General features: G+C 62.3%; 24 protein-coding genes and 2 tRNA genes. 16 read left to right on the top strand and 10 right to left on the bottom strand.

Annotation, left to right across the window (positions count from 1 at the left end; all coding sequences use genetic code 11):
• Positions 1–30 precede the first annotated feature (30 nt).
• The 3 genes from ACQ66J_RS01990 (at position 31) to ACQ66J_RS01980 (ending at position 5585) form a co-directional block, all read left to right on the top strand.
• On the top strand, positions 31–1863 hold the full coding sequence (locus tag ACQ66J_RS01990; RefSeq protein ID WP_430430287.1) for an ABCB family ABC transporter ATP-binding protein/permease: 1833 nt from the start codon (positions 31–33) through the stop codon (positions 1861–1863).
• Positions 1864–1956: 93 nt separating this feature from the next.
• Positions 1957–4161: a patatin-like phospholipase family protein gene (locus ACQ66J_RS01985; RefSeq protein ID WP_430430286.1), complete on the top strand. Its 2205-nt coding sequence runs from the start codon at positions 1957–1959 to the stop codon at positions 4159–4161.
• A 140-nt stretch (positions 4162–4301) separates the two neighbouring features.
• Positions 4302–5585 (top strand): NAD(P)/FAD-dependent oxidoreductase, encoded by a 1284-nt coding sequence (locus ACQ66J_RS01980; protein ID WP_430430285.1) that lies wholly within the window; start codon positions 4302–4304, stop codon positions 5583–5585.
• An 80-nt stretch (positions 5586–5665) separates the two neighbouring features.
• Here ACQ66J_RS01980 and ACQ66J_RS01975 read toward each other — a convergent pair whose 3' ends face one another.
• The 4 genes from ACQ66J_RS01975 to ACQ66J_RS01960 all read right to left on the bottom strand — a co-directional run bounded on the left by ACQ66J_RS01975 (position 5666) and on the right by ACQ66J_RS01960 (position 9745).
• A complete protein-coding gene (locus ACQ66J_RS01975) occupies positions 5666–5869 on the bottom strand; it encodes a YgaP family membrane protein (protein ID WP_022699851.1) in 204 nt (67 codons plus the stop codon).
• 167 nt (positions 5870–6036) lie between these two features.
• Positions 6037–7572, bottom strand: a complete 1536-nt coding sequence (putP, locus tag ACQ66J_RS01970) for a sodium/proline symporter PutP (RefSeq protein ID WP_430430284.1) — start codon at positions 7570–7572, stop codon at positions 6037–6039.
• Between the two features lie 52 nt (positions 7573–7624).
• Complete coding sequence (locus ACQ66J_RS01965) at positions 7625–8917, bottom strand: glutamate-5-semialdehyde dehydrogenase (RefSeq protein WP_430430283.1); 1293 nt, start codon at positions 8915–8917, stop codon at positions 7625–7627.
• Between the two features lie 54 nt (positions 8918–8971).
• Positions 8972–9745 (bottom strand): pyrroline-5-carboxylate reductase family protein, encoded by a 774-nt coding sequence (locus ACQ66J_RS01960; protein WP_430432217.1) that lies wholly within the window; start codon positions 9743–9745, stop codon positions 8972–8974.
• Between the two features lie 271 nt (positions 9746–10016).
• Here ACQ66J_RS01960 and proB point away from each other — a divergent pair, with 271 nt between their 5' ends.
• On the top strand, positions 10017–11171 hold the full coding sequence (gene proB, locus ACQ66J_RS01955; RefSeq protein ID WP_430430282.1) for a glutamate 5-kinase: 1155 nt from the start codon (positions 10017–10019) through the stop codon (positions 11169–11171).
• 173 nt (positions 11172–11344) lie between these two features.
• Here the strand turns inward: proB and ACQ66J_RS01950 are convergent.
• A tRNA-Asn gene (locus ACQ66J_RS01950) sits at positions 11345–11420 on the bottom strand.
• A gap of 320 nt (positions 11421–11740) precedes the next feature.
• Between ACQ66J_RS01950 and ACQ66J_RS01945 the strand changes: the two genes are divergently transcribed.
• Positions 11741–12097, top strand: coding sequence for a DUF962 domain-containing protein (locus tag ACQ66J_RS01945; protein ID WP_022699846.1), 357 nt, complete (start codon positions 11741–11743; stop codon positions 12095–12097).
• Between the two features lie 57 nt (positions 12098–12154).
• Here ACQ66J_RS01945 and ACQ66J_RS01940 read toward each other — a convergent pair.
• Positions 12155–12228, bottom strand: a tRNA-Cys gene (locus ACQ66J_RS01940).
• Positions 12229–12418: 190 nt separating this feature from the next.
• Between ACQ66J_RS01940 and ACQ66J_RS01935 the strand changes: the two genes are divergently transcribed.
• The 4 genes from ACQ66J_RS01935 to ACQ66J_RS01920 all read left to right on the top strand — a co-directional run bounded on the left by ACQ66J_RS01935 (position 12419) and on the right by ACQ66J_RS01920 (position 16324).
• Positions 12419–13075, top strand: coding sequence for a protein-L-isoaspartate O-methyltransferase family protein (locus tag ACQ66J_RS01935; RefSeq protein ID WP_430430281.1), 657 nt, complete (start codon positions 12419–12421; stop codon positions 13073–13075).
• A gap of 126 nt (positions 13076–13201) precedes the next feature.
• Positions 13202–14551 carry a TolC family outer membrane protein gene (locus tag ACQ66J_RS01930; RefSeq protein WP_375548751.1) on the top strand — a complete coding sequence of 450 codons (1350 nt, stop codon included), beginning with the start codon at positions 13202–13204 and terminating at the stop codon, positions 14549–14551.
• Between the two features lie 95 nt (positions 14552–14646).
• Positions 14647–15261, top strand: a complete 615-nt coding sequence (locus ACQ66J_RS01925) for a DUF2497 domain-containing protein (protein WP_430430280.1) — start codon at positions 14647–14649, stop codon at positions 15259–15261.
• Between the two features lie 94 nt (positions 15262–15355).
• Positions 15356–16324 carry a DUF3137 domain-containing protein gene (locus tag ACQ66J_RS01920; protein ID WP_430430279.1) on the top strand — a complete coding sequence of 323 codons (969 nt, stop codon included), beginning with the start codon at positions 15356–15358 and terminating at the stop codon, positions 16322–16324.
• Here ACQ66J_RS01920 and ACQ66J_RS01915 read toward each other — a convergent pair.
• Together ACQ66J_RS01915 and xth are read right to left on the bottom strand one after the other, a co-directional pair.
• The gene (locus ACQ66J_RS01915; RefSeq protein WP_430430278.1) at positions 16321–16719 is read right to left on the bottom strand and encodes a VOC family protein; all 399 of its coding nucleotides are present in this window, start codon (positions 16717–16719) and stop codon (positions 16321–16323) included. The two genes, ACQ66J_RS01920 and ACQ66J_RS01915, sit on opposite strands and share 4 nt — an antisense overlap.
• Positions 16716–17507, bottom strand: coding sequence for an exodeoxyribonuclease III (gene xth, locus ACQ66J_RS01910; RefSeq protein WP_430430277.1), 792 nt, complete (start codon positions 17505–17507; stop codon positions 16716–16718). Before xth ends, ACQ66J_RS01915 begins: the two co-directional genes overlap by 4 nt.
• A 30-nt stretch (positions 17508–17537) precedes the next feature.
• Here xth and ACQ66J_RS01905 point away from each other — a divergent pair, with 30 nt between their 5' ends.
• The gene (locus ACQ66J_RS01905; protein WP_430430276.1) at positions 17538–17924 is read left to right on the top strand and encodes a hypothetical protein; all 387 of its coding nucleotides are present in this window, start codon (positions 17538–17540) and stop codon (positions 17922–17924) included.
• On the opposite strand, the gene ACQ66J_RS01900 is transcribed toward ACQ66J_RS01905, so the two are convergent.
• Both ACQ66J_RS01900 and erpA read right to left on the bottom strand, forming a co-directional pair.
• Positions 17925–18602 (bottom strand): nitroreductase, encoded by a 678-nt coding sequence (locus ACQ66J_RS01900; RefSeq protein ID WP_430430275.1) that lies wholly within the window; start codon positions 18600–18602, stop codon positions 17925–17927.
• Between the two features lie 76 nt (positions 18603–18678).
• Positions 18679–19023 (bottom strand): iron-sulfur cluster insertion protein ErpA, encoded by a 345-nt coding sequence (gene erpA, locus ACQ66J_RS01895; RefSeq protein WP_430430274.1) that lies wholly within the window; start codon positions 19021–19023, stop codon positions 18679–18681.
• Positions 19024–19122: 99 nt separating this feature from the next.
• On the opposite strand from erpA, the gene ACQ66J_RS01890 reads away from it, so the two are divergent.
• The 6 genes from ACQ66J_RS01890 (at position 19123) to ACQ66J_RS01865 (ending at position 24258) form a co-directional block, all read left to right on the top strand.
• Positions 19123–20298 (top strand): deoxyguanosinetriphosphate triphosphohydrolase, encoded by a 1176-nt coding sequence (locus ACQ66J_RS01890; RefSeq protein WP_430430273.1) that lies wholly within the window; start codon positions 19123–19125, stop codon positions 20296–20298.
• A 120-nt stretch (positions 20299–20418) separates the two neighbouring features.
• Positions 20419–21237: an SPOR domain-containing protein gene (locus ACQ66J_RS01885; protein ID WP_430430272.1), complete on the top strand. Its 819-nt coding sequence runs from the start codon at positions 20419–20421 to the stop codon at positions 21235–21237.
• On the top strand, positions 21234–22262 hold the full coding sequence (gene nagZ, locus ACQ66J_RS01880; protein ID WP_430430271.1) for a beta-N-acetylhexosaminidase: 1029 nt from the start codon (positions 21234–21236) through the stop codon (positions 22260–22262). Before ACQ66J_RS01885 ends, nagZ begins: the two co-directional genes overlap by 4 nt.
• The gene (locus tag ACQ66J_RS01875; protein WP_430430270.1) at positions 22259–23107 is read left to right on the top strand and encodes a segregation and condensation protein A; all 849 of its coding nucleotides are present in this window, start codon (positions 22259–22261) and stop codon (positions 23105–23107) included. Before nagZ ends, ACQ66J_RS01875 begins: the two co-directional genes overlap by 4 nt.
• Positions 23100–23864, top strand: coding sequence for an SMC-Scp complex subunit ScpB (gene scpB / locus ACQ66J_RS01870; protein WP_430430269.1), 765 nt, complete (start codon positions 23100–23102; stop codon positions 23862–23864). Before ACQ66J_RS01875 ends, scpB begins: the two co-directional genes overlap by 8 nt.
• A 145-nt stretch (positions 23865–24009) precedes the next feature.
• Positions 24010–24258 carry a Sec-independent protein translocase TatA gene (locus ACQ66J_RS01865; protein WP_375548764.1) on the top strand — a complete coding sequence of 83 codons (249 nt, stop codon included), beginning with the start codon at positions 24010–24012 and terminating at the stop codon, positions 24256–24258.

Raw genomic sequence — 24258 nt, 5'->3', positions numbered from 1 at the left:
CCGGCGGGGCTTCGCCCTAAATAGGGCGTCATGCATCATCATGACCCTGCCAATCCCACCGAAGGCCCCGCACCCGAAGGCCGTCTGGGCGAGGCGATCTCGCGACTTCTCACCATTCTGGCGTCCGACGACATGCGGCGCTGGCGCCCGCGCATGGCGTTCGCTTTTCTGATCACGCTGATCGCCAAGGGATTCGCGGTCGCGTCTCCCATTGCGTTCGGTGAAGGCGTGAACGTGCTGACCCGCGGCGCCGCGGACGGCGCGCTGGCGACAGGATTGTTCGGCGCGGCGGCGTTGATGTTTGTCGCCTATGGCCTGTTGCGTTTCGCCGCCAGCGGAACCCCGCAATTGCGTGATGCGATCTTCGCCCCGGTCAGCCAGGACGCCCAGCGTCTGACTGCGGTGCAGGGCTTTGCGCATGTGCAGACCTTGTCTCTGAGCTTTCACCAGACCAAGCGCACCGGCGCCATGAACCGCATCATTGATCGCGGGGCCAACGCCGTGGATTTCCTGCTGCGCTTTCTGGTCTTCAATATCCTGCCGGCGCTGGCCGAGCTCATGCTCGCCGCCATCGTGGCGGCGGTGCTCTATGGCTGGATCTTCTCGGTGATCATCGTCATCGCGGTCATCGCCTATGCGGTGACCACCGGGCTGATGACGGAATGGCGCGTCAAACTGCGCCGCCAGATGAATGAGGCGGACACCGAGGTGAACGCCCGCGCCGTGGATACGCTGACAAACTTTGAAACCGTGAAAGCCTTCGCCGCTGAGCAGCGCGAGGCGGATCGCTATGACGACGCCAAGAAGCGCTATGCCGACGCGGCGTCGAAATCCCAGCAAAGCCTGGCCGGGTTGAACGCAGCGCAGGCTGCCATCATGAATGGCGGTTTGCTCGCGGTGGCGCTGACCGGCGGCTGGATGGCGCTCAACGGAGAGCTCGAGCCGGGTGATGTGGCGGCTTTGACCTTGATGCTGATGAATGTCTATCAGCCGCTGAACATTCTGGGCTGGGCGTATCGGGAGATCAAACAGGCGAGCGTGGATCTCGAACGCCTGTTCCAGACGCTGCGGCTCAAGCCCGAAGTGGCGGACAAGCCCGGCGCCGCGACGCTGGGGCTGAAGGGCGGCGGCGTGCGCTTTGACCATGTCAGCTTCGCCCATGAGGGGCGCGATCGCTCGGTCTCGGATATGAGTTTTGAGATCGCGCCGGGCAGCTTTGTCGGGCTCGCCGGGCCGTCAGGCGCGGGCAAATCCACGCTGCTGCGCCTTCTGTTCCGGTTTTATGACCCTGATGAAGGCCGGGTGCTGATTGATGGCCAGGATATCGCCGGTCTGAGCCAGTCCAGCCTGCGCAATGCGCTGGGGCTGGTGCCGCAGGATGTGGTCCTGTTCAACGACACTCTGCGTGAGAACATTTTGTATGGCGACCCGCAGGCGGATGAAGACGCTTTGTGGGATTCCGTCGAACGGGCGCGATTGAAAGACTTCGTGCTGTCCTTGCCCAAAGGCCTGGAGACGCGGGTGGGCGAGCGGGGCCTGAAGCTCTCTGGCGGTGAGAAACAGCGTGTGGGCGTCGCCCGCGCGATCTTGAAAAACCCGCCCATCTTGATCTTGGACGAGGCCACCTCGGCGCTGGATTCTGAAACCGAGAGCGAGGTTCAGGCCGCTTTGGCCGAGGCGGCGCGCGGTCGCACGACCATTGCTGTGGCCCACCGTCTGTCCACAATCGCCAAGGCCGACCAGATCATTGTCCTGGAAGACGGGCATGTGACCGAACAGGGCGATCACGCCGCTCTGCTGGCGGCGGAGGGGCGCTACGCCGCCATGTGGCGTCGTCAGGCGGAGGCCGGCGAGCTGGCGTGATGTGCGTTCTTTTCGGCAGGCCGTGTTTTCGCCGAATTCATGCATAAGAACCCCTCTGGCCTGTCGGGACGCAGGCTGACAGGGGACGCACAGATGAACACCACCGCATTGTTGAGCGCAGCGATCAGCGCGCTGTCGCTCGTGTTTTCAGCGGCTCCTGTCGCTCATGCTTGCGATCATGAGGATGCGGACGGCCCGGATGTGGCGCTTGTGCTGAGCGGCGGCGGAGCGCTGGCCAGCACGCATATCGGGGCCCTGAAAGTCATCGAGGAGATGGGCGTTCCCATCCATTGCGTCGTCGGCACATCCATGGGCGCGGTCGTGGGCGGCTTGTACGCCGCCGGGTATTCCGCCCAGGAACTCGAAGACATCTTTGTCTATACCGACTGGCCAGAGGTGTTCAGCGGCCGCCCTCCGCGCGAAGACCAGTCCTATCTTCAGTCTGAACGCGCCTCCGAGTATCTGACCGGCGCCTTGATCGGCTTGGGAGAAAACGGGGCGAGGTTGCCCGGCGGCATGCGCTCCATGCGCGGCCTGCGCCAGCATTTTCGCAGCCTGACCTTTCATGTGCCCCTGGATGCGGAGTTTGACGCGCTCAGCACGCCGTATCGCGCCGTGGTGACAGATTTTTCGACCGGTGCGGCGGTCGCTTTATCGTCCGGCGATCTGGTGCAATCCATGCTGGCCAGCATGGCGGTGCCGGGTGCGTTTCGCCCTCGCGAGATTGACGGCGTCCTGTATGTGGACGGCGGCATGGCGGCGCAATTGCCGGTGCGGCAGGCGCGCGAGATGGGCGCGGACATCATCATCGCCATCGACACCAGCGTGGAGCCGCCTGCGCCCGGCGAGGCGCCGTCCATGTCCGAGACCTTGCAGCAATTGATCCGGGTGACGGTCTGGCGCAATCGGCAAGCGGACGTGGCCCGACTGAAAGCGCGCGATATTCTGATCGCCCCGTCGCTGGAAGGCTTGTCGACCACGGCGTTCGATCAGGCCGCTCATGGCGTCGCCAATGGCGCACGCGCGGCTCAAGACCATCTTGAGGCGCTGCGCCAGATCGCGCAGATCGCCGCGCCGTCGCGGCGACAGATCACGCCGCGCCCGGATCTGTCCCGCTATGCGGACGCTGACATTCGGGTGGTCAATAACACCACCATTGACGACGAGGTGCTCAGCGCGCGGGCCAATCTGGAACGCGCGCTGCAAGGCGATGAAGACCTGTTGCCGCGACGCCTGAACGCGCTGACGGCGTTCGGCGCTTTGGGAGAGGCGGATCTGGCGCGGGATGAGAGCGGTCTGGTTTTGATGGTGGATGAGCGCGATATCGGGCGCAGCCAGCTTCAGGGCGGGGTGCGCATGTCCAACACGTTCGCAGGGGATTCCACCTTCTCGGTGCTGGCGCGGTATTCGCGTCGACCGTTTTCTCATCGCGGCGGGGATTTCAGCCTGTCAGTAGAGCTGGGCACCACGAACGGGCTGGAAGCGGTGCTCCAGCAGCCCTTCGGTGAGGCGGGCCGATATTTTTACGAGCCAAGCCTGTTTTATGAGGGCGAGGAGACGCCTCTGAGGATTGGGGATGTGCGCCTGGGCGAGTTCTGGGACCAGAAAGCCGGGGGCCGATTGCGGCTGGGACGCGAGCTCGGCGATTGGGGCGTGGCCTTTGTGGGCGGTGAAGTGCGCCGCGGGCGAAGCGAAGCCAAGGTGACCTTGCTGTCTGATCTTCAGCCCGTGGTCTATACGCTGGCGGGGTTTGGCGGTGGGGTCCGGGTGGATACGCTTGACCAACTCAGCTGGCCCAGCCGCGGCATGGCGCTCAGCGCTGAAGTCTATCAGCTCTTCAACGTCGGCGACGACGCCTCTAACACAGTTCAGCTCTCCGTCTCCGGGCTTCAGGCATTTGAGTTCGGAGGGGCGACTTTGCTCACTTCCTTCCACTCCGGCATGGTTCAAAATGAAAATGATGATCCGATCGATCTGATCTCCCTGGGCGGGTTTCGCTCCATCTCCGCCTACGCGCAAAACGCCATTCCGACCAATGCCTATGTCTATGGGTCTTTGGAAGCGTATCAACGACTGGACCGCACCGGCGCCGTCTTCAACGTGCCGGTCTATGCGGGCGTGCTGCTGGAAGCGGCCCATGTGGAGCTGGATTTCCTGGCCGCCGGTGAGGCGGGCGCCACCTATTCCGGCGCGCTCTATCTGGGCGTGGACACCGTGCTGGGGCCGGTCATTCTGGGCGGGGCGATCGGGGAGGAAGGCGCGGGCGGCGTGTTCTTGCATGTGGGCAGTTCGTTTTAACGCTCGTTAACGCCTAACACTTTCGATAATTGATATGCGACGATCTGCCTAATAGTCCGCCTGACGCTGGGGCGCGACACTCTTGCGATAAAACAAAGCCTGCAACCCCAACGGCAGCGGGCTCTAGCGGGAGGTTTTGTATGGCTGACATCGTCATTCTCGGCGCGGGTCTGGGCGGGTTGCCCATGGCGTTCGAAGCGCGCGAACAGATGCGCAAGACTGACACCATCACGGTGATCAGCGATTCCCCGACATTTCATTTCACCCCGTCCAACCCTTGGGTGGCGGTGGGCTGGCGCGAGGCCGAGCAGATCAAGATCGAGCTGGCGCCGCTGTTGAAAAAGCGCGGCATCGAGTTCATCCATGCCGCCGCCACCAAGGTTCATCCCGATCGCGACCAGGTGGAGCTGAGCAATGGCGAGACCCTCAGCTATGATTATCTGGTCATCGCCACGGGACCCAAGCTCGACTTTGACGCCATCGAAGGGCTGGGACCGCATGGCGGCCATACCCAGTCGGTCTGTCATGTGAACCATGCAGAACTCGCCGGGGAGGACTGGGAGAAACTGGTCGCGGATCCGGGGCCGGTGATTGTCGGCGCGGTGCAGGGCGCGTCCTGTTTCGGTCCGGCCTATGAGCACGTTTTCACGCTGGAAACCGATCTGCGGCGCAAGAAGATCCGCGATCAGGTGCCCATGACCTTCGTGACCTCAGAGCCTTATATCGGCCATCTGGGCCTGGACGGCGTTGGGGACACCAAGGGCCTGCTCGAGCATGAGCTGCGCCAGCGCTCGATCAAATTCATCACCTCCGCCCGCATCACGAAAGTCGAAGCGGGCCTGATGCATGTGGAGGAAGTGGGGCGCCAGGGCGAAGTGGTGGAAACCCATGAACTGCCCTTCAAGCACTCCATGGTGCTGCCGGCCTTCAAGGGCGTGGACGCGGTGTTTGGCGTGGATGGTCTCGTCAATGAAAAGGGCTTCGTGCTGGTGGACCGCCATCAGCAAAATCCCAACTGGCCGAAAATCTTTTCCGTCGGCGTCTGTGTCGCCATTCCGCCCGTCGCATCCTATCCGGTGCCAGTAGGGGTGCCGAAAACCGGGTTCATGATCGAATCCATGGTGCGCGCCGCCGCCAAGAACATCCGCGCCCTGATCGACGGGCAGGAGATGAAGCATGAATCCACCTGGAACGCGGTCTGCATCGCGGACTTCGGCGATGGCGGGGTGGCGTTCGTGGCCATGCCGCAAATCCCGCCTCGCAATGTGAACTGGGCCGTGGAGGGGGGCTGGGTCCATATGGCGAAGGCGGCGTTTGAGGGCTATTTCCTGGGCAAGATGCGCCGCGGGGTGAGCGAGCCCTTTTATGAGCGCATGATGCTGGACCTGCTGGGCATCACCAAGGTGCGTGACAGCAAAGCGTGATCTAGGCCTGAGATCAGGACGCAAAAAACCCCGGCGTGGGGGACGCCGGGGTTTCTCGCCTGACGACTGGGGCGAACCTTCTAGGAAAAGGCGCCGCCAGGCTTCACCCCCAGGACCTTGAAGATCATGGCGGCGGGACAAAACCCGGTGAAACTGGACTGAACCAGGTTCAATCCCACAAAAGCGGTCAGCCACAGCCAGTAGGGACTGTGAAGCTGTGACAGGAGTAGGGAAACCAGAACCATGGTTCCTGCCAGCAAGGTGACTGCGCGTCCGATTGTCATGGTGCCCTCATTTGTTATCAGTTTTGATAATTGATAAAAGATATGCCGTCTAGCGGGCGGGCTCACCATGTGGCGGACTGACGCGGCGGCGGTCGTGACAGAAGCCAAACAGCAAAACGCCGGCCTCAATGAGGCCGGCGTTGTACCGATCAGGCTGAGCGCTGGGCTTAGCCGTGTTCTTCGATATGCGCTTCCATCGCATCGTATTGGTCTTTCACCTTGCCGCGCGGGGCTTTGGTGATGGCGTCCGTGATCACGATGGCGAGCGTTGACGCCAGGAAGCCCGGGATCATCTCGTAGATGAAGGCGGACAGTGACCCGCCATTGATCGAGAGGGGCGCATACAGCCAGAACAGCACCACGACCGCGCCGGTCACCATGCCGGCGATGGCGGCGGACCGGCTCATATCTCTGCGATACAGGCTGAACAGGATCAGCGGGCCGAAGGCGGCGCCGAAACCGGCCCAGGCGTTGGACACCAGATCCAGGATCGAGCTTGAGCGGTCAAAGGCGAGGAAGATCGCCACCAGCGACACCACCAGCACCGACAAACGTCCGATCAGCACCAGTTCTTTCTGGCTGGCGCCGCGGCGCAGGAAGGTCTTGTAGAAGTCCTCGGTCAAAGAGCTGGAGGACACCAGAAGCTGGCTGGAGATGGTGGACATGATCGCCGCCAGGATCGCGGCCAGCAAGAAGCCGCCCACCAGCGGGTGGAACAGGATCTGGCTCATCAGGATGAAGATGGTTTCAGAATCCGTGAACTCGAGGCCGCTTTGTTCGATCATCGCGCCGTTCTGGGTGACGAAGGCGAGACCGAAAATGCCGGTGAGCACGGCGCCGATGACCGTGACGATCATCCAGGTCATGCCGATCAGACGCGCGGTGGCCACCTCCCTGAGCGTACGGATCGCCATGAAGCGCACGATGATGTGCGGCTGTCCGAAATAGCCCAGACCCCAGCTCATCGCCGAAATGATGCCGATAATGCTCATGGAGGTGAGCGGGTCGGGGATCATGGACAGATAGTTCGGCGTGTCGGCTACGGCGCGGGTGGTCTGCGCGATTTCGCCCAGACCGCCCAGCTGCGTGAAGGCCACGATAGGCACCATGATCAGGGCCACGAACATGATCACGCCCTGCACGAAGTCTGTCAGGCTGACCGCCAGGAAGCCGCCGAAAAGCGTGTAGGCGATCACCACGCCGGCCGTCAGAAACAGGCCCAGCCGGTAATCAAGGCCGAAGCTGGCTTCAAACAGCTTGCCGCCCGCTACAACGCCGGAGGAGGTGTAAAGCGTGAAGAAGATCACGATCACCACCGATGACAGGATCCGCAGGATGCGGGTGTCATCACTGAAGCGCTTCTCGAAATAGTCGGGGATGGTGATCGCGTCGTCTGCGATCTCGGTGTAGACGCGCAAGCGCGGCGCCACCAGCAGATAGTTGAAATACGCCCCGATCACGAGGCCCACCGCGATCCAGGCGGCGCCCAGACCCGACACATAAACCGCGCCGGGCAAGCCCATCAGCATCCAGCCCGACATGTCGGACGCGCCCGCAGAGAGCGCGCCGACGGCGGGGTGAAGTTTGCGACCGCCCAGCATGTAGCCGGAGACGTCGTCAGTGGATTTCTTGTAGGCGTATAGCCCGATGCCGAGCATCAGGACGAAGTACGCCCCAAGCGACACAAGCGCTTCAACTTGCATGATGGCCCCCGAATGAACGCGTAAAGAGTTCGATTAAGTTATGGTTTTGAGCTTACGGCCGGGTCTGGCCATTGCCGCGGACACGGTATTTGAAGCTGGTCAGCTGCTCCAGCCCCACCGGACCACGCGCGTGCATTTTGCCCGTCGCGATGCCGATTTCCGCGCCCATGCCGAACTCGCCGCCATCAGAGAACTGAGTGGAGGCGTTATGCATGACCACGGCGGAGTCGATCTCATTGAGGAAACGCTCGGCGATCGCCGCGTCCTCGGTGACGATGGCGTCTGTATGCGCGGACGAATGCTCGGAGATGAAAGGAATAGCCGCGTCGGGGCCGTCCACCAGCTTCACTGACACGATAGCGTCGAGATACTCGGTATAGAAATCCTCGTCGGTCGCCGGTTTGATCCGCGCCTCGATCTCGCGGGCGTCCGCTTCGCCGCGCACTTCGCAATCTCCCAACGCGTCGAGGGCCATGGGCAGGAAGTCTTTGGCGATCGAGCGATCCACCACAAGGCTTTCGGTCGCGCCGCAAACGCCGGTGCGGCGCAATTTGGCGTTTTTCACGATCGCCGCCGCTTTGGTCAGGTCCGCCGCCGCGTTCACATAGGTGTGGCAATTGCCGTCCAGATGCAAAAGCGTCGGCACGCGCGCCTGGTCACGCACCAGCGACACCAGCCCTTTGCCGCCGCGCGGGATCACCAGATCCACATACTCCGCGCAGGTCAGAAGCGCCTGCACCGCGTTACGGTCGGTCGTGTCGATCATCTGAATGCATTCAAGCGGCAGCTCCGCCGCTTTCAGGCCTTCGGCCAGGCATTCCACGATCACGCGGGTGGAGTTCAGGCTTTCAGACCCGCCGCGTAAGATCACGGCATTGCCGGATTTCAAGCATAGCGCACCGGCGTCCGCGCCCACATTCGGGCGGCTTTCATAGATCATGCCGATGACGCCCAGCGGCGTGGCGACGCGCTCGATGGTCAGGCCGTTCGGGCGCTCGGTGGTGTGCAGCACCCGGCCCACCGGGTCCGGCAGCGCAGCGATCTGGTCCAGCGCATCGGCGATCGCGTTCACCCGGTCTTCGTCCAGGATCAGCCGGTCGATGAAGGCGGCGGGCTTGCCTGCGGCCTTGACGCTGTCGACATCCTTGGCGTTCGCCTCCAGAAGCCGTGCGCGGTTGTCGCGCAGGGCTTGGGCGGCGGCGGTCAACGCCTTGTTCTTGCGTTCGGTTGAGGCGGACGCAAGCGAACGGGCGGCGGTCGCGGCGCGACGCCCCAATTCGTTCACATAGGCGGTAACATCAGAAGTGTCTGGCATGTCGTTCATCCGGCTGAGAACAGCGGTCATACGGTGGCTGGCTCCTTTATAGCGTCTGTTATCGGGGGCGGGCGAGTGAAAGTCCTAGTCGCGTAGCTCGACGGCGCGCGAATAGGCGGCGGTGAGCGCGGCGTTCAGGCGGTCATCAAGCACGCCATCATGATTGAGGGCGTTGACCCCGGCGGCGGTGGTGCCGCCCTTGCTCATGATGGAATTGCGCAGGTCTTCAAACCCGGCTTCATCTTCAAGCGCGAGGGCCATACAGCCCGCTATGGTTTCAATCACCAGGCGTCGCGCATCCTTGGGGCCGAAGCCTTGGGCCTCGACGGCCTTTTGATAGGTGCGGGCGAATTCGAAAACATAGCCAGGGCCGCTGCCTGCGGCAGCGGTGATGCGGTCGATCTGGTCTTCGTCCTCGAGCCAGATCGCTTCGCCCACAGCTTCGCCAAGCACGGTCCCAAGCTCGCGATGGTCTTTGGTGGCGGCAGCGTCAGCATAAAGACCGCTGACGCCGCGACCCACACGGGCGGGCATGTTGGGCATGAGACGCAAGGCGCTGACGTCGCCTGCGGCGGCGGACACCTTGGCGGCAGACGCGCCAGCGGCGATCGAAACCACGCAACCGCCATCCTTGACAAATTTGGCGGCCGGCGGAATGGCGACATCGATCAGCTGGGGTTTGACGGCCAGGATCAGTGCATCAAAGCGTTCGGATGCGTCCAGATCGTCCACGGACTTCACCCATTTCACGCCCGCAGGCAGTTTGGGTTCGCCCGGATCGACCACGGTCACACCGACGCCGCCAAGTTTGATCCATCGCGAAAGCAGGGCGCCGCCCATATTTCCGCATCCAACCATAATCAAATTCCAGCGCACGAAACCTCCGTCACCGCTTTTGGTTCAAAGAGCGTCAATCCAGTCTGACGCGTCGCCGCACCATTTAGATGACGAAGTAAGATTTTTCAACTCGATGCAGAGTTCAGATGCTGCAACCGTTCGTAAACTACGCTGTCATATGATTTTGAACGCTGAAGAAAGATTGGGGGGCTCCCCTTGAATTGTTTCGAACAAAAAGTATCTTCCGCGCATGTTTGCGGCATGCTGCGCCGCGTCACTGGAGAGTATTGTTTTGTCTGATCGCCAACGCGTCGTTGTGAAAATTGGCTCATCCCTCCTCGCCAATGAGGAGCACCTCACTCTGCGCTACGCCTTCATGCACGGGGTGATGGAAGATGTCGCCCGTCTGCGCGACGAGGGCATTGACGTGGTTCTGACCTCGTCCGGGGCCGTGGCGATTGGATTGTCCACTATCGGCGTGGCGCCGGAAGAAGCGGGGCTTTTGGACAAGCAGGCCGCCGCCGCTTGTGGCCAGCCGCTCCTGATGAACGCTTACAAGCAGATCGCGCTCGAATACGGGTTCGATATCGCGCAGGTGCTGGTGACGCTGGATGATCTGGAAGATCGCCGTCGTTTCCTGAACACCAAGAACACCATTACGCGCCTGATCGAGCGCGGCGTGATGCCGATCGTCAATGAGAACGACTCCGTGACTACGGCTGAGCTGAAGGTGGGCGATAATGACCGCCTCGCCGCCAAGGTCGCGCAGATGGTTCAGGCCGACAAGTTGGTGATCCTGACGAGTGTTGACGGTCTTTATGACCGCAACCCGGAAGACGAGGGCGCCCAGCACGTGCCGGTGGTCGAGGATGTGTCTGAATATCTGGAAGTGACCAGCTCAGTCAGCGCTTTGGGCACGGGCGGCATGCTGACCAAGATGCGCGCCGCGAACATGGCCCAGAATGCCGGTGTTGAAACCATCATTGGCCAAGGTGAGGTTGACCGTCCGGTCTCGGCGCTTTTGAAAGACGAACGCCGCCATACCAAATGTGTTGCGCTGGGTGACCCCGACAGCTCTTGGGCGATCTGGCTCACAGACCGTCTGCAGCAAGCGGGCGGCCTGGTGGTGGACGAGGCGATGGCTGAAAAGCTGCGCAAGGACCGGGCCGACATCGGCCGCTGCGACATCGTTTCCGTACAGGGCGAATTCAGCAAGGGCGACGTGCTGCATATCTATGACGAGGACGGCGAGGAGCTGGCCCGCGGCATGTCCAATTTCACATCAGCTGAAATCCTGCTGCTGGCCCGGAACACGGATTCCACGCCGTCTGAGCTGCTGGGATACGAATCAAAGCCGAGAATCATCGCCGCCGACAACATGGCCGTGATTCAGGATCACCACCTGACTTGGGAAGCGCCGACGGAATCTGTGACTTTGGTCGGCTGACTTCGGCGCATGCGCCAATTGTGGAACGAGGAGAGGGGCGCTCATAGCGCCCCTTTTTCTTTGGCCGGAAGGCGGCGACGCGTCAGCTCGGGCTGTCCCAGATGCGAGCAGCCCCGCCTTGCGGGGCAAGGCGGGGCTGGTGCTCACACTGTGTGGGGTGTCATCGCCGCTGATGGCTCCTCGGGACGGGCTCGAACCGCCGACCCAGCGATTAACAGTCGCTTGCTCTACCAACTGAGCTACCGAGGAACACTCATCAGCGATGAGGGGGTGTGTATATCCAGAGCCTTGGACGCGATCAAGCGGCTGTGTGCAGCCCGATGCAGTTTCGTTTCAGTCCGGCCTGTTCCACGCAAAAAAATCGGGAGCCCGAGAGCTCCCGAAAAGGCATTGGGTGGATGGTGGGGTGTCTTCGAAGGAAGACGAGTAAACAAATACTGAGTCGGGAGTTAACAAGCGCCTAACGTTAATGAAAATTCTCCACATTCCGTCGGGGCTTCGCCGATGGTCGCAGACCGGGGCGGACTATGCTAGTTTACCCGTTAAACAAAGCAGACGGGGAGGTTTGCATGGCTGAACGCAGCGCCACTTATCAACAATTCTGGCCCTTTTACCTTCGTGAACACGCCGAGGCGGGAACGCGATACATGCATTATGCGGGCACGCTTATCGGCACCACGATTCTGCTGGCTGCGCTACTGACGCAAACCTGGTGGGCGGTGCTGTTATGGCCGTTGACCGGATATGGCTTCGCCTGGGTCAGTCACGCCTTTATCGAGCGCAACAAACCGGCGACCTTTATCCATCCGTTCTGGTCTTTCATCAGCGATTATCGAATGACGGCGCTGGCTTTCACGGGTCGGCTCAAGCCCGAGCTGGTCAAGGCGGGCGTGCTGGATCACCCGCACGCACACGCGGCGGAGTAATCCACTTTAACCGGACGGTCCGAAAGGACCGTCCGCAAACGCTTGTCTGGAAAAGGGTGGAGGCGCCACCCGGAATCGAACCGGGGTACACGGATTTGCAATCCGCTGCGTCACCACTCCGCCATAGCGCCGTCCTGTGGTGGTCGTCCTCTATACAAAAGCCGGAGGACGCCCGCAACGCGCTTTCAGCGGGCTTTAACAGCTGAATATGTGGAAATATGCAGTGGCTTGGCGTCGCAGGGGCGCGGCTTGGCCTTGCGGCTCGGAAAGCGAGCACGATATAAGCGGCGAAAGACTCATTCAAAGGGACGCTGTCGCGCCATGTCCGAATTCGAGACCGCCCGCCTCGCCATGGTCAACAGCCAGATCCGTCCGAACGACGTGACGGATCATCGTATCCAGGATGCGATGGCTGACATTCCGCGTGAGCGGTTCTTGCCCAAATCCCAGGCCGCCAAGGCATACGCAGACACCGAAGCGCGTGTGGCCGAGGGCCGCTACATGCTGACGCCGCGCGATCTGGCCAAGCTCATTCAGGCCGCTGACATCCTGCCCAGCGACGTGGTGCTGGATGTGGCGTGCGGTCGAGGCTACTCCACCGCCGTGCTGGCTCGCCTCGCCGAGACTGTGGTCGGGTTGGAGCAAAAAGATCTCGGCCTCGCTGAAAAGGCGACCGATGCGCTCAACGCCATTGAGACCGATAACGCCGCTGTGGTGGAAGGCGAGCTGTCAAAAGGCGTGCCGGGGCAAGGTCCGTTCAATGTGATCATCGTCAACGGCGCCGTGGCCGAGCCGGCCCAGGCCTGGCTGGATCAGCTCAGCGTCGGCGGCCGTCTGGCTGTCATTGTCCGCGACGGAACTGTGGGCCGCGCGCGTATCTACACCAAGGCTCAGAATACGGTGGGCGATCGCGATGTCTTTGACACCAGCGCGCCCTATCTGCCGGGCTTTGAACCGGAGGCGAAATTCGCTTTTTAGGCAGGCTGTCATCGGATTGTCCGCCAAGGGTGACATTTTGCACCGTACACCGTGTCTTACCCGTCCTATATAGAGGCGGATAAGTTTTGCGCGACTTGCGCAAGGGATGGTCAAGAGGGACGCCCCATGAAACGTTTGCTTTGCGCCGCCGCATTGTCGGTTTTCTCGTTCAGCCTGGCGCCCATGGGGATGGCGCATGCGCAATCTCTTCAGGAGACGCTGGTCGCGGCCTATGAATCCAATCCCACGCTCGGCGCTCAGCGCGCCAGCTTGCGGCAGTCCGAAGAGGGCTATTTCCAGGCCCGCGCCAGTGCGCTGCCCAGCCTGTCCGCCAACGGATCGGTGGGTGAGACGCTGGACACCTGGGGCGGTGCGCAAGAGAGCGACTCCTCCAGCTATGGCCTGACGCTGAACCAGTCCATTTATCGCGGCGGGCGCACCCGTGGCTCCATCGACGCCGCCCTGGCGCGAATCGAAGCGGCGCGCCAGCAGCTACGCTCAACCGAGCAATCGGTTTTGCTGGACGCTGTCAGCGCGCACATGAACGTGGTGCGCGACCAGCAGATCATCGCCATCCGCAGCAATAACGTGGAAGTGCTCGCCGAACAGCTGCGCGCTGCGCGCGACCGGTTTGAAGTGGGTGAAATCACCCGCACCGACGTCGCTCAGGCTGAAGCGCGCCTGTCGGGCGCCCGGGCCCAGTTGTCTGCAGCGCAAGCCGCGCTGGCCGCTTCGCGCGCCGGTTACGCCCGTGTGGCGGGCGTCGACCCTATCCAGCCCGTCAGCGCCGGCCCCGCCGAACAGGCGCCGGATGAATTCGCCGACGCTGCGGAAGTCGCCATCAGCCGCAATCCTGATCTGTTGGCCGCCCAGTTTTCAGAACTGGCTGCTGAGCATTCTGTGCGCGTCGCGCGCGGCGCTCAATTGCCTGAAGTGAGCCTGCGGGGGAGCATATCCGAAGGCCGCGAGAGCGATTTCTCCGGCCAGGGCCGCGGGTCCGCCTCGGTGACGGCTTCGGTGTCGATGCCGATTTTCACTGGCGGACTGAACCGCTCGAACGTGCGCCAGGCGCGCGCGACCGCGGATCAGGCGCGCCTGTCGGGGCTGACAGTGCGCCGTCAGGTGATCGAGGGCGCAACGAATGCGTGGAACAATTATCTCGCAGCGCTCGCCGTGATCGAATCAAGTCGTCAGGCGGTCCGGGCGAATGAAATCGCCTTTGAAGGCGTCGAGCAGGAGGCCCTTGTGGGGCTGCGGACTACGCTGGACGTGCTTAACGCCGAGCAGGAATTGCTGAACTCCCGGCTTGAGCTGGTGCGTGCTGAACGCGATCTGACCGTGGCCAGCTATGCGCTCCTGCAAGCCATGGGGCAGTTGGACGCCGCCAGCCTGGCTCTGCCGGTCGACGCCATGGATGTCGAGTCGCGTTTTGAAGACTCCCGTCGGGCTAACTTCGACTTAACGCCCTGGAATTAGACCTAGGAAATCAAGGAAGGGCGCTGGACAGCTGAGGCTTGCCGCGCCTAACCTGTGCGCCGCCGTTTACCCCTCGACGGACGAAGGACGTCTCTATGGCTCAGGATAGTGCTGAACAAGAACCGACGATGGAGGAAATTCTCGCCTCCATTCGCCGTATCATTAACGAAGACGAAGAAGAGCCCAAGGCTGAAGAAGCCGAGGCCGAAGCCGAACCCGCCCCTGAACCGGAGCCCGAGCTTGAGGCGGAACCTGAGCCGGAACCCGAACCCGAGCCGGAGCCTGAGTTCGAGGCCGAACCCGAGCCGGAGCCGGAACCCGAGCCTGACATGGACATGGACGACGCGCTTGAGCTGACTGAGCGCGTTGAAGAGGACGAGCCGGTCGATCTCGCCGATGATCTGATGATCATGGACCGCGAGCCGGAACCTGAGCCGGAACCCGAGCCTGAGTTTGAGGCTGAACCGGAGCCTGAGCCCGTCGAAGAAGACGCTCTGATCGACGCCGCGCCGGCCTCTGCGGCTGCGGGCATGTTCGCCGCCCTGTCTGAAAACCTTCGGGTCTCCTCCCAGCAAGGTCAGACCCTTGAAGCCATGGTGCGTGAAATGATGCGCCCGATGCTCAAGCAATGGCTGGATGAAAACCTGCCCTCCATCGTTGAGGAAAAAGTGCAGGCTGAAATCGAGCGCATTGCGCGCCGCGGCCGCTAGTCTGGCCCAAGTCGAACACGATCAAACGGGCGCCGCTGGACGGCGCCCGTTTTGTTTCAGCCTTCTGTTTTCATAACCCTCCCCGAGACCGACCATGCGTGACCTGACCCAAGCCATTGAAGAGCTGACTCCGTGGCTGGAGAGCCTCGAGGCGGAGCGCAAAGCCGCCGTCTCCCAGTGCTATAAAGGGGTCGGAATCGCCTTTGGCGGTGTGGCCGTGTTCTTGATCATATCGGGACTCGCCGGCTTTCCCGCGCCGGTCATGCTGGTCGGCTCTGGACTGATCGTTCTGGGGGCCATGATCTGGGGCAATAGCGCGCTCAATGCGCTGCGAAAGACCGTGAAGTCCGGCCTTAATGACCGCTTCGCCTCCGCTTTTGGCATGCGTTACAGCGCCGAGGTTCATAACCCGGTGCGCTTTGACGCGTTTCGTGAGCATGGCCTGCTGCCGGGCTCGGATCGCAAGAGTTTCGAGGACATGTTCTCGGGCGACTCCTATGGCGCGGATTTCGATATCTATGAGGCGCATCTGGAAGAGCGCCGCCGCACCAAGAACCGCACCTATTACGTCACCGTGTTTCGCGGCGTGCTGATCCGGATCAACTTCCCGCGCACGGTCGAGGGCGTCACCCTGGTGACCCGCGACAAGGGCGTTTTCAACGGCCTTGAAGGTTGGGGAAAGAAGCTCTTCAGCGGCCGAAAGCTGGAGCGGGTCGGCCTGGTGGATCCGACGTTTGAGAAAGCGTTTGAGGTGTATGGCACCGACCAGGTGATGGCGCGCTATCTGTTGACGCCGTCCTTCATGGAGCGCTTGCTAAAGCTCGAAACCGAGCTCAAGGGCAAGAATGTGCGTTGCGTGTTTGATGATGCGCTGGGGGATGGCGACGGCCGTGGCGAATTGCTGATCGTCGCTGAGACCGGCAACAAGTTTGAAGCGGGCTCCATGTTCAAGCCGCTCACCGATCATGCCCGCGTGGAGACCCTGCACGGCGAGTTCTCGATGATCGATGACATCATCAACACCGTGCTGGAGCCCGCTCGCGAAGGCGGCGGCGTCAGCTAGGCCTTCGGCTCCAGCAAATCCCAGCGATTGCCGTAAAGATCGCGAAACACCGCCACCTTTCCATAGGGTTCGTGCCGCGTGTCTTCTTCAAACGGCACGCCATTGATTTCCATGGCCTGACGCTTGGCGTCAAAGTCTGAAGTGTGCAGGAAAAAGCCCACCCGGTCGCCGGCGAACGCGCCGATGGCGGCCACTTGTTCGACGCCCTTGGCTTTGGCGAGCAACAGTTTCACCCCGCCATCGCCAGCGCCGATCTCGACCCAACGCTTGCCGTCCCCAAGATCGTCATCGGTCAGCACGTCAAAGCCGAGCGCGGTTTTGAACCAGGCGATGGCCTCGTCATAATCGGCGACCAGATACGTCACCGCGGCGAGGGTTTGAGACGGCGCGCTCACAGGTCAAACACTCCGATGAAGGGCACGTGGTCAGAGGCTTTTTCCTTGCCGCGCACATCCTTGGCGATTTCGACGGATTTGAGCGTATCGGCCGCTTGGGGGCTGAGCAGGAGATGATCGATGCGAATGCCGTTATTTCTCTGCCAGGCGCCCGCCTGATAGTCCCAGAAAGTATATTGATGCGCCCGGCCATCGGCCTGCAGATAGGCTTCTGAATAGCCCAGCCACAAGATTTCTGCGAAGGCGTCCCGGCTGTCAGGGCGGATCAGCGCATCGCCCTCCCAGGCGGCGGCGTCATGCACATCGCTGTCGCGCGGGATGAGATTGTAATCGCCCGCCAGAATGACCGGCTCTTCCAAGGCCAGCAGTGATTTGGCGTGCGCTTTCAGGCGCTTCATCCAGGCGAGTTTATAGTCGTATTTGGGGCCGGGCGCCGGATTGCCATTGGGCAGATAGATCGACGCGACCCGCACCGGGCCATCATCCGCGCTGATCACGGCTTCGATATAACGCGCCTGCTCGTCCTCATCATCGCCGGGCAGGGCGCGCTGGCTGATCTCTTCGATCGGGCGCTTTGAGAGCAGGGCGACGCCGTTATAGGTCTTCTGGCCGACCGTCTCGACATTATAGCCCAGGTCTTCGATCTCGAGCCGGGGGAAGCCCTCGTCCACCGTCTTGATCTCCTGAAGGCACGCCACGTCAGGCTGCGCCTCCTTGAGCCAGTCGAGCACATTGGGCAGGCGCGCCTTGATCGAGTTGACGTTCCATGTGGCGACGGACAAGGTCATGAGGCAAATCCCGGTTGAGGACGAACGATAATGCGTGACATGGCGGATGACGCCTTTGAGACGGACGCGCCGCCGCGCAAGGTGACGTTTCTAGCAGTGTTCGGTTTGCTTGTGGCCAGTGTGGTTGCAGCCTGGATCGGGTTTTTCGGCTACGGCCTGTGGATTCCGCGCAGCGTCACCTTCGGCGACCGGGCGGGAGAACCGCTCGCCCAATGGATTTATTACGCCCTGAGCGCCGGCCCGGCGCTGGCGTCCGGCGCTTTGATCATGGGCTGGCTGGTGTTCTGGATCGGACGCCGCCCGGGCCTCGGGGTCCGGCTGGTGTTCTTTATTCCCGTGACCTGGTTGTGCCTGTTGCTGGCCTATTCCGCCGTTGTGGCGACTGTGTGCGGCGGCGATTTCCTGTGCCAGAGGTGATCAAAACCCTTCAAACCGGGCGATTTCGTCGACCGCGGCGCGTTTGGCGCGCAACTGATTGACGGGCGCGTCAGGGTCGGCATGGCCCAGCGCCATGCCGCAATAGACCTGATCGGGACTTTCAACGCCCAGCGCCTGGCCGACGGTTTTGCAATGAGGCGTCCAGGCTTCCTGAAAACAGCTGGCGAGGCCGCGTTCTTGCGCGGCGAGGGCGAGGCTCATCATGAACATGCCCAGATGCGCCCATTGATTGGGGTTCATCCGCTCGTCAATGACGAAAAAGAGGCCGACGGGCGCGCCAAAGAACTGATAATTCTGCATCAGCCAGTTCAGCCGCGCCGCCTTGTCTTCGCGCGGCACGCCCATGAGCGCATACATGTCCTCGCCCAGCTCGTAACGGCGGCTGCGATAGGGCTCCCACAGTTTTTCGGGATAGACGGGGAAGGCCGCTTCATCGTCGAACGGATTTTCTGCGAGTTTCTTGGAGACGGCGTCGATGACGCGTTGGCGGGCTTCGCCAGCCACGACAACCACTTTCCAGGGCTGAAGATTGCCGCCGGACGCGGCCCGACGCGCATCCTCCAGAACAGCGCGCAATTCATCCTCTGACACCGGGGTGTCGAGAAAGGCGCGGGTGGATATGCGAGTGTTGAGGGCGCCGGAAACGGACTGGCTCATGAAGTCTCCCCTGATTTTGTTTTTCACAAAGGAGCGCGAAACCTGTCGGCCTGTCCAGTCAGATTAAACGTCGCGATCAGATCGAGAAACTCGTGCCGCAGCCGCAGGCGGCGGTGGCGTTAGGGTTCCTGATTTGAAAGCTCGCGCCGATCAGCTCGTCCACATAATCAATGATCGAGCCGTCCAGAAACTCCACGCTCATCGGGTCGATCAGCACGGTCGCGCCGTTGCGTTCGATGCGCAGATCTTCGTCATTCGCGGTGTCGGTCAGATCATATTTGTAGGAAAAGCCCGAACAGCCACCGCCCTCTACGGACAGGCGCAGATAGCGGGCGTCCGATTGCGCCTTGATGATCTGGTTGATCTGGGCGGCGGCGGAGTCCGATAGCGAGATATCGGCGATGCTTGCGGCTGTGGTCATGATCGGTCTGACTTTCAACGTCTGGCGTTAAGGCGTCGCTTTAGTATATGGACGTTCCTGACGCCTGAAAAAAGACCTCAACCGACAACGGAGCTGGAAATGGCCCAGATGCGCGCTTCTTATGCCTGTGATCCGGCGAACAGCCGCGGCCGCCATCACCCCCAGCCTGAAAGCGCCATGCGCAGCGCGTTTCAGCGCGACCGTGACCGGATCATCCATTCCAGCGCCTTTCGCCGGCTGAAGGAAAAGACTCAAGTCTTCGTCGCCCATGAAGGCGACGCCTATCGCACGCGCCTGACCCATTCGCTGGAAGTGGCGCAGATCGCGCGGACGCTGGCGCGGGCGCTGAACGTGGATGAGGATCTGGCGGAAGCCAGCGCCCTGGCCCACGATCTGGGGCACCCGCCGTTTGGCCATTCGGGCGAGGACGCCTTGTCTGAAGCCATGACAGAGTTCGGCGGCTTTGATCACAACGCCCAGACTCTGCGCGTGGTGACCAAGCTTGAAACACGCTACCCCGAGTTTGAAGGCCTGAACCTCGCCTGGGAGACGCTGGAAGGCGTCGTGAAACATAACGGCCCGCTGATGCGCGCGGGCGATGACCCCACAGTGCTGCCCTGGGGCTTCAGGGCCTATCCGGGCTGGCAAGCGCTTGAGCTTCACACCCATGCCGGTGTGGAAGGCCAGATCGCGGCGCTGTCAGATGATATCGCCTACAATAATCACGATATTGATGACGGATTGCGCTCAGGCATTCTCAAGATCGAGCAATTGATGGATCTGCCGCTGGTGGGACAGGTCTTCCGCCGTTGCCGCGAACGCTATCCTGATATTTCAGAGAACATCCTGATCCATGAAGCCGTGCGTGAGCTGATCGGCCTGATGGTGGCGGACGTTCTGGAAGAGAGCCGACGGCGCCTTCAAGAGAGCGGCGCACACAGCCCCGACGCTGTGCGCGGCCTGGATCAGCCCGTGGTGGCGTTTTCAGACGGCATGACGGAAAGCCTCGCGGCGGTGCGACGGTTTCTCTATGCCAACATGTATCTGCACTACAAGGTCAAGCGCATGAAGGAGAAAGGGAAAATGGTCGTCCGAGATCTGTTCTCCGCCTTTCTGTCTGATCCCATGCTATTGCCGACAGAGCTTCAGAGGGACGCCAGGGGAGCGGGCGAGGAAGCGACAGCGCGTGTGGTGTGCGATTACATCGCCGGGATGACGGATCGCTATGCGATTGAAGAGCACCGCAAGCTCTTCCACGTGGAGGGGTGGGGTTAAGCCCCGTCTGACTGTGGAAAATCTCTAAGGACAGGGCGACTCTGCGTCAAAGCTGTTGTTATGCTTTGCGCTGCTGTACGTCGCCGAATCACGGCGGCGCTGACCGGTGTGGAACGTGAGATGACCGACGACGACACCCGTTACGGGGCCTACGCCCCGCCGCCTGACGACTATGACACCTATGATGCGCGTGAAGATGAACAGGACCGCCGCGGCTGGCTGTTCCTGGGCGCCTCGGCCGTGGTGTTCATCCTGTTCGTGGCGGTGGTGTACAACACCTTCCAGCTGGGCGTGCGCGAGCGCGGCGAAAACCCGGTGATCACCGCCGACGCCGAACCCTATCGCGTGGCGCCTGAAGATCCCGGCGGCTATGAAGCGCCGGATCAGGACCTCTCGGCCTATGAGCTGCGCGAAGGCGAAAGCGATTCGGCTGAAACCGAAACGCCGCCTGCGCGGACCGTCTCGGAAGAGCCTGTGACTCAGCAGCCCGCGGCGTCAGAGACCGAAATGCCCGCCCTTCAGGTGGAGACCGCCAGCGCGGATGCGCTGGACCCGCCGGCGGATCGTGCGCCAGAGCCAGAGCAAGAGCCTGAACCCGTCCGCACAGAACCTGCGCGCCCCGACCCCGCGCCGGCTCAACCTGCCCCGGCGCGGGCAGAGCCGCAGACCCAATCCGTCATGCAGACTGACGGCGCCTATGTGGCCCAGATCGGCGCGTTCCGGTCCCGCGAAGACGCGGAAGCGGGCTGGGTGGCGTTCACCAGCCGGTTCTCCGATCTCGCGATCGGGCATGCGCCTGATATCCAGCGCGCAGATCTGGGCGATCGCGGCGTATTCCATCGCTTGCGGGTCGCCGCCTTCACCAGCCGCGAAGACGCGGCGCAATTCTGCGCCTCGCTGGACGCCCGCGGCCAGGCCTGTCTGGTGGCGCGCCGATGAGCGTGAGCGCGGCGCTTTACGGGCTTGAGGGGGAGACCCTGACGCCCGATGAGAAAGCTTTCTTCCGCGACAGCGATCCGTGGGGCTTCATCCTGTTCGCGCGCAATGTGGACACGCCCAAACAGGTGCGGCGGCTGACCGGCGCCCTGCGCGATTGTGTGGGCCGTGAGGCGCCTGTCTTTATCGATCAGGAGGGCGGCCGGGTGCAGCGCCTGCGACCGCCGCACTGGCGCGCTGCGCCGCCGGCGCGGGTTTTCGGGGAGCTTTATGACCGCGAGCCCGAGCTGGCGCTTGAAGCGGTTCGGCTGAACCATCAGCTTCTGGGCGCCGAACTGATCGCGCTGGGCATAGACGTGGATTTCGCCCCCTGCGCCGACCTGTCGGTGCCGGGCGCCCATGACGTGATCGGGGATCGCGCCTTTCATACCGAGCCCGAGCCTATCGCGCAGATGAGCACGGCGGCGCTGGACGGCTTGCTCGATCAGGGCGTGCTGGGCGTCATCAAGCATTTGCCCGGTCATGGCCGGGCCGCGGCGGACAGTCATCTTGAATTGCCGGTGGTGACGACCGACGCTGAAACCCTGTCCACGCGCGATTTCTCGGCCTTTAAGGGCATTGAAGGCGCGCTGATGGCGATGACGGCCCATGTGGTCTACGCCGCCATCGACAGCGAACATACCGCCACTCAGTCACGCGATGTGGTGGACGGCGTCATTCGCGGCGCCATCGGGTTTGACGGCTTGTTGATGACCGATGATCTTTCCATGCAAGCGCTTGAGGGCTCTTTGAAGCAACGCGGCGAGCGGGCTCTCGCGGCGGGGTGTGAGCTGTTGATGCACTGTAATGGCCAAATGGCGGAGATGGTCGAAGTGGCGCACGCGGCGCCGGCGCTGGGCGGTCAGGCCGCCAAGCGTGCTGCGACAGCCCTCGAGGCGCGCCACAGACCGAACGTCTTTGACGCCGAGGATGGGGTGAAACGGCTCAAAGCCCTGTTTGACCAAGGGAGCGTGCCGCTGACGCCATGACCGACCTGTTTGACGGTTTCGAGGGTGATGAAGACTTCTCCGCCGCCAAGGAGGCCGGAGCGACCGAAGCGCTGATTCTCGATATCGGCGGCTGGGAAGGCCCGCTGCACCTGCTGCTGGCGCTGGCGCGCAAGAACAAGGTCGATCTCGCCGTCATCTCCATGGTGGAGCTGGCGGACCAGTATCTGGTCTTCATCAACAAGGCGCGCACCTACAGGCTCGACATTGCGGCGGAATACCTCGTGATGGCGGCCTGGCTGACCTATCTCAAATCCCGGCTATTGCTGCCCAAACCGCGTCCGGCGGATGACGAGCCTGAGCCTGAAGTCATGGCGGCGGCGCTGGCCTTTCGCCTCAGCCGGCTTGAGGCCATGCGCGCGGCCGGCGATGCACTCTTCGTAAGGCCTTTGAAGGGGCGGGACGTCTTCACCCGCGGCGCGCCCGAGGGCGTGCGCTCGATCCGCACCCCGCTCTATGAGGCCGAGCTTTATGATCTTCTGAAGGCGTACGCCACGCGGCGCGAGCGCGAAGCCTTCGCCACCTATCAGCCCAAATCACCCAATGTTTACGGGCTGGAGCAGGCGCGCAAACGCCTCAGCCATGTGGCGCGGGGGCTGACGGGCTGGGCGCGGCTGGATGAGCTGCTGCCGGATGACGACGAGCTTGGGTATGACGCGCCCAGTTCAGATTCGGTGCTGGCCTCTTCGCTTCTGGCGGCGCTTGAAATCACCAAGCATGGCGAGCTGCGGCTTCGGCAGGACGCGACCTATGCCCCGATCTGGATGCGCCAGGTCGCGGAGGCGACCGGGCTGTCTTTAGGCGAGGAGGGCTCTGAGCATGGCTGAAGAGGATAACGACCCCATCGCCGAAGCGATCAAGGCGCTGCGCGCTCAGGCCCAGGCGATACCGGCCGGAGACGCCGGACCGCCTGGCGTCAGGCTGGCGATCGACAATGAGCCTGAATTGCTGCGCATCGTTGAGGCCTTGTTGTTCGCCGCGTCAGAACCGCTTGATCTCGACACCTTGCGCGCGCGCCTGCCTGACGACACCGATGTGCGCGGCCTGATCAATGCGCTTCAGACCAAATATGCCGAAGCGGGGGTGAACCTTGTGGAGGTGGGCGGGCGCTGGCGGTTCCAGACCGCCGAAGATCTCGGCTGGCTCTTGCGCACCGAGCGTGAAGAGCCGCGCAAGCTATCCCAGGCCGCGCTCGAAACCCTCGCCATCATCGCCTACCACCAGCCGGTGACACGTGCCGAAATCGAGGAAATTCGCGGCGTTGCGGTGTCGCGCGGCACGCTCGATCAATTATTGGAAATGAAATGGATTCGCCTGCGCGGACGCCGGCGCACGCCGGGGCGCCCCGTCACCTATGGCGTGACGGATGTCTTTATGGATTATTTTGGTTTGGCGAACCTGTCGGACCTGCCCGGTGTCTCGGATCTCAAAGCGGCGGGGCTCTTATCCAGCCGCCTGCCGCCGGACTTTTCCATCCCGTCGGCGGGCCATGTGCTGCCTGATGCGGACGAGGATCTGTTCAGCGAGGATGAAGCCGCCCAGTTCCATATGGATTTCCTGGAAGGCGATGAGCTTGAGGACTGAACGCGCGTGTCACTGAAATGTCGGGCTGGAGCTGACGGGGTTATTGGACCCCGGCGCTTATATCCTCTAGTGAAGTGAGAACTGAGCGCCCTGCGCGGCTTGCCGCGTTCAGCGCATCGGACAGTGTTTGCAAGGAGAGCGTCTCATGGGTGCGCATTGGACCGGCATTCTGATCGTCGTCGTGCTCCTGGTGCTGCTGTTTGGCGGCCGGGGCAAGATTTCGGGCCTGATGGGCGATCTGGCCAAGGGCGTGACTGAATTCCGCAAAGGCTTGCGTGATGACGGCGACAAGGATGACGAGAAATCCTCGTCCACCTCCGCCTCTGCAGCCCTTGAGGAGGGCGGCGCGCAGGATAGCCAGTCCACCCGCGAGGACGAGCGCACCGGAGGCTAG

Origin of the sequence: Oceanicaulis sp. (assembly GCF_965284345.1) — a bacterium.
In the GTDB taxonomy this organism is placed as follows: Bacteria; Pseudomonadota; Alphaproteobacteria; order Caulobacterales; family Maricaulaceae; genus Oceanicaulis; species Oceanicaulis alexandrii_A.
The sequence above is the reverse complement of the archived record's forward strand: the minus strand, read 5'-3'. Positions and strand labels throughout refer to the sequence as shown.

Bases quoted from the DNA above. Each gene is read 5' to 3' on its own strand.
- ACQ66J_RS01990 (WP_430430287.1), top strand. From the start codon at position 31: ATGCATCATCATGACCCTGCCAATCCCACCGAAGGCCCCGCACCCGAA.
- ACQ66J_RS01985 (WP_430430286.1), top strand. From the start codon at position 1,957: ATGAACACCACCGCATTGTTGAGCGCAGCGATCAGCGCGCTGTCGCTC.
- ACQ66J_RS01980 (WP_430430285.1), top strand. From the start codon at position 4,302: ATGGCTGACATCGTCATTCTCGGCGCGGGTCTGGGCGGGTTGCCCATG.
- ACQ66J_RS01975 (WP_022699851.1), bottom strand. From the start codon at position 5,869: ATGACAATCGGACGCGCAGTCACCTTGCTGGCAGGAACCATGGTTCTG.
- putP (WP_430430284.1), bottom strand. From the start codon at position 7,572: ATGCAAGTTGAAGCGCTTGTGTCGCTTGGGGCGTACTTCGTCCTGATG.
- ACQ66J_RS01965 (WP_430430283.1), bottom strand. From the start codon at position 8,917: ATGACCGCTGTTCTCAGCCGGATGAACGACATGCCAGACACTTCTGAT.
- ACQ66J_RS01960 (WP_430432217.1), bottom strand. From the start codon at position 9,745: ATGGTTGGATGCGGAAATATGGGCGGCGCCCTGCTTTCGCGATGGATC.
- ACQ66J_RS01945 (WP_022699846.1), top strand. From the start codon at position 11,741: ATGGCTGAACGCAGCGCCACTTATCAACAATTCTGGCCCTTTTACCTT.
- ACQ66J_RS01935 (WP_430430281.1), top strand. From the start codon at position 12,419: ATGTCCGAATTCGAGACCGCCCGCCTCGCCATGGTCAACAGCCAGATC.
- ACQ66J_RS01930 (WP_375548751.1), top strand. From the start codon at position 13,202: ATGAAACGTTTGCTTTGCGCCGCCGCATTGTCGGTTTTCTCGTTCAGC.
- ACQ66J_RS01925 (WP_430430280.1), top strand. From the start codon at position 14,647: ATGGCTCAGGATAGTGCTGAACAAGAACCGACGATGGAGGAAATTCTC.
- ACQ66J_RS01920 (WP_430430279.1), top strand. From the start codon at position 15,356: ATGCGTGACCTGACCCAAGCCATTGAAGAGCTGACTCCGTGGCTGGAG.
- xth (WP_430430277.1), bottom strand. From the start codon at position 17,507: ATGACCTTGTCCGTCGCCACATGGAACGTCAACTCGATCAAGGCGCGC.
- ACQ66J_RS01905 (WP_430430276.1), top strand. From the start codon at position 17,538: ATGCGTGACATGGCGGATGACGCCTTTGAGACGGACGCGCCGCCGCGC.
- ACQ66J_RS01900 (WP_430430275.1), bottom strand. From the start codon at position 18,602: ATGAGCCAGTCCGTTTCCGGCGCCCTCAACACTCGCATATCCACCCGC.
- erpA (WP_430430274.1), bottom strand. From the start codon at position 19,023: ATGACCACAGCCGCAAGCATCGCCGATATCTCGCTATCGGACTCCGCC.
- ACQ66J_RS01890 (WP_430430273.1), top strand. From the start codon at position 19,123: ATGGCCCAGATGCGCGCTTCTTATGCCTGTGATCCGGCGAACAGCCGC.
- ACQ66J_RS01885 (WP_430430272.1), top strand. From the start codon at position 20,419: ATGACCGACGACGACACCCGTTACGGGGCCTACGCCCCGCCGCCTGAC.
- nagZ (WP_430430271.1), top strand. From the start codon at position 21,234: ATGAGCGTGAGCGCGGCGCTTTACGGGCTTGAGGGGGAGACCCTGACG.
- ACQ66J_RS01875 (WP_430430270.1), top strand. From the start codon at position 22,259: ATGACCGACCTGTTTGACGGTTTCGAGGGTGATGAAGACTTCTCCGCC.
- scpB (WP_430430269.1), top strand. From the start codon at position 23,100: ATGGCTGAAGAGGATAACGACCCCATCGCCGAAGCGATCAAGGCGCTG.
- ACQ66J_RS01865 (WP_375548764.1), top strand. From the start codon at position 24,010: ATGGGTGCGCATTGGACCGGCATTCTGATCGTCGTCGTGCTCCTGGTG.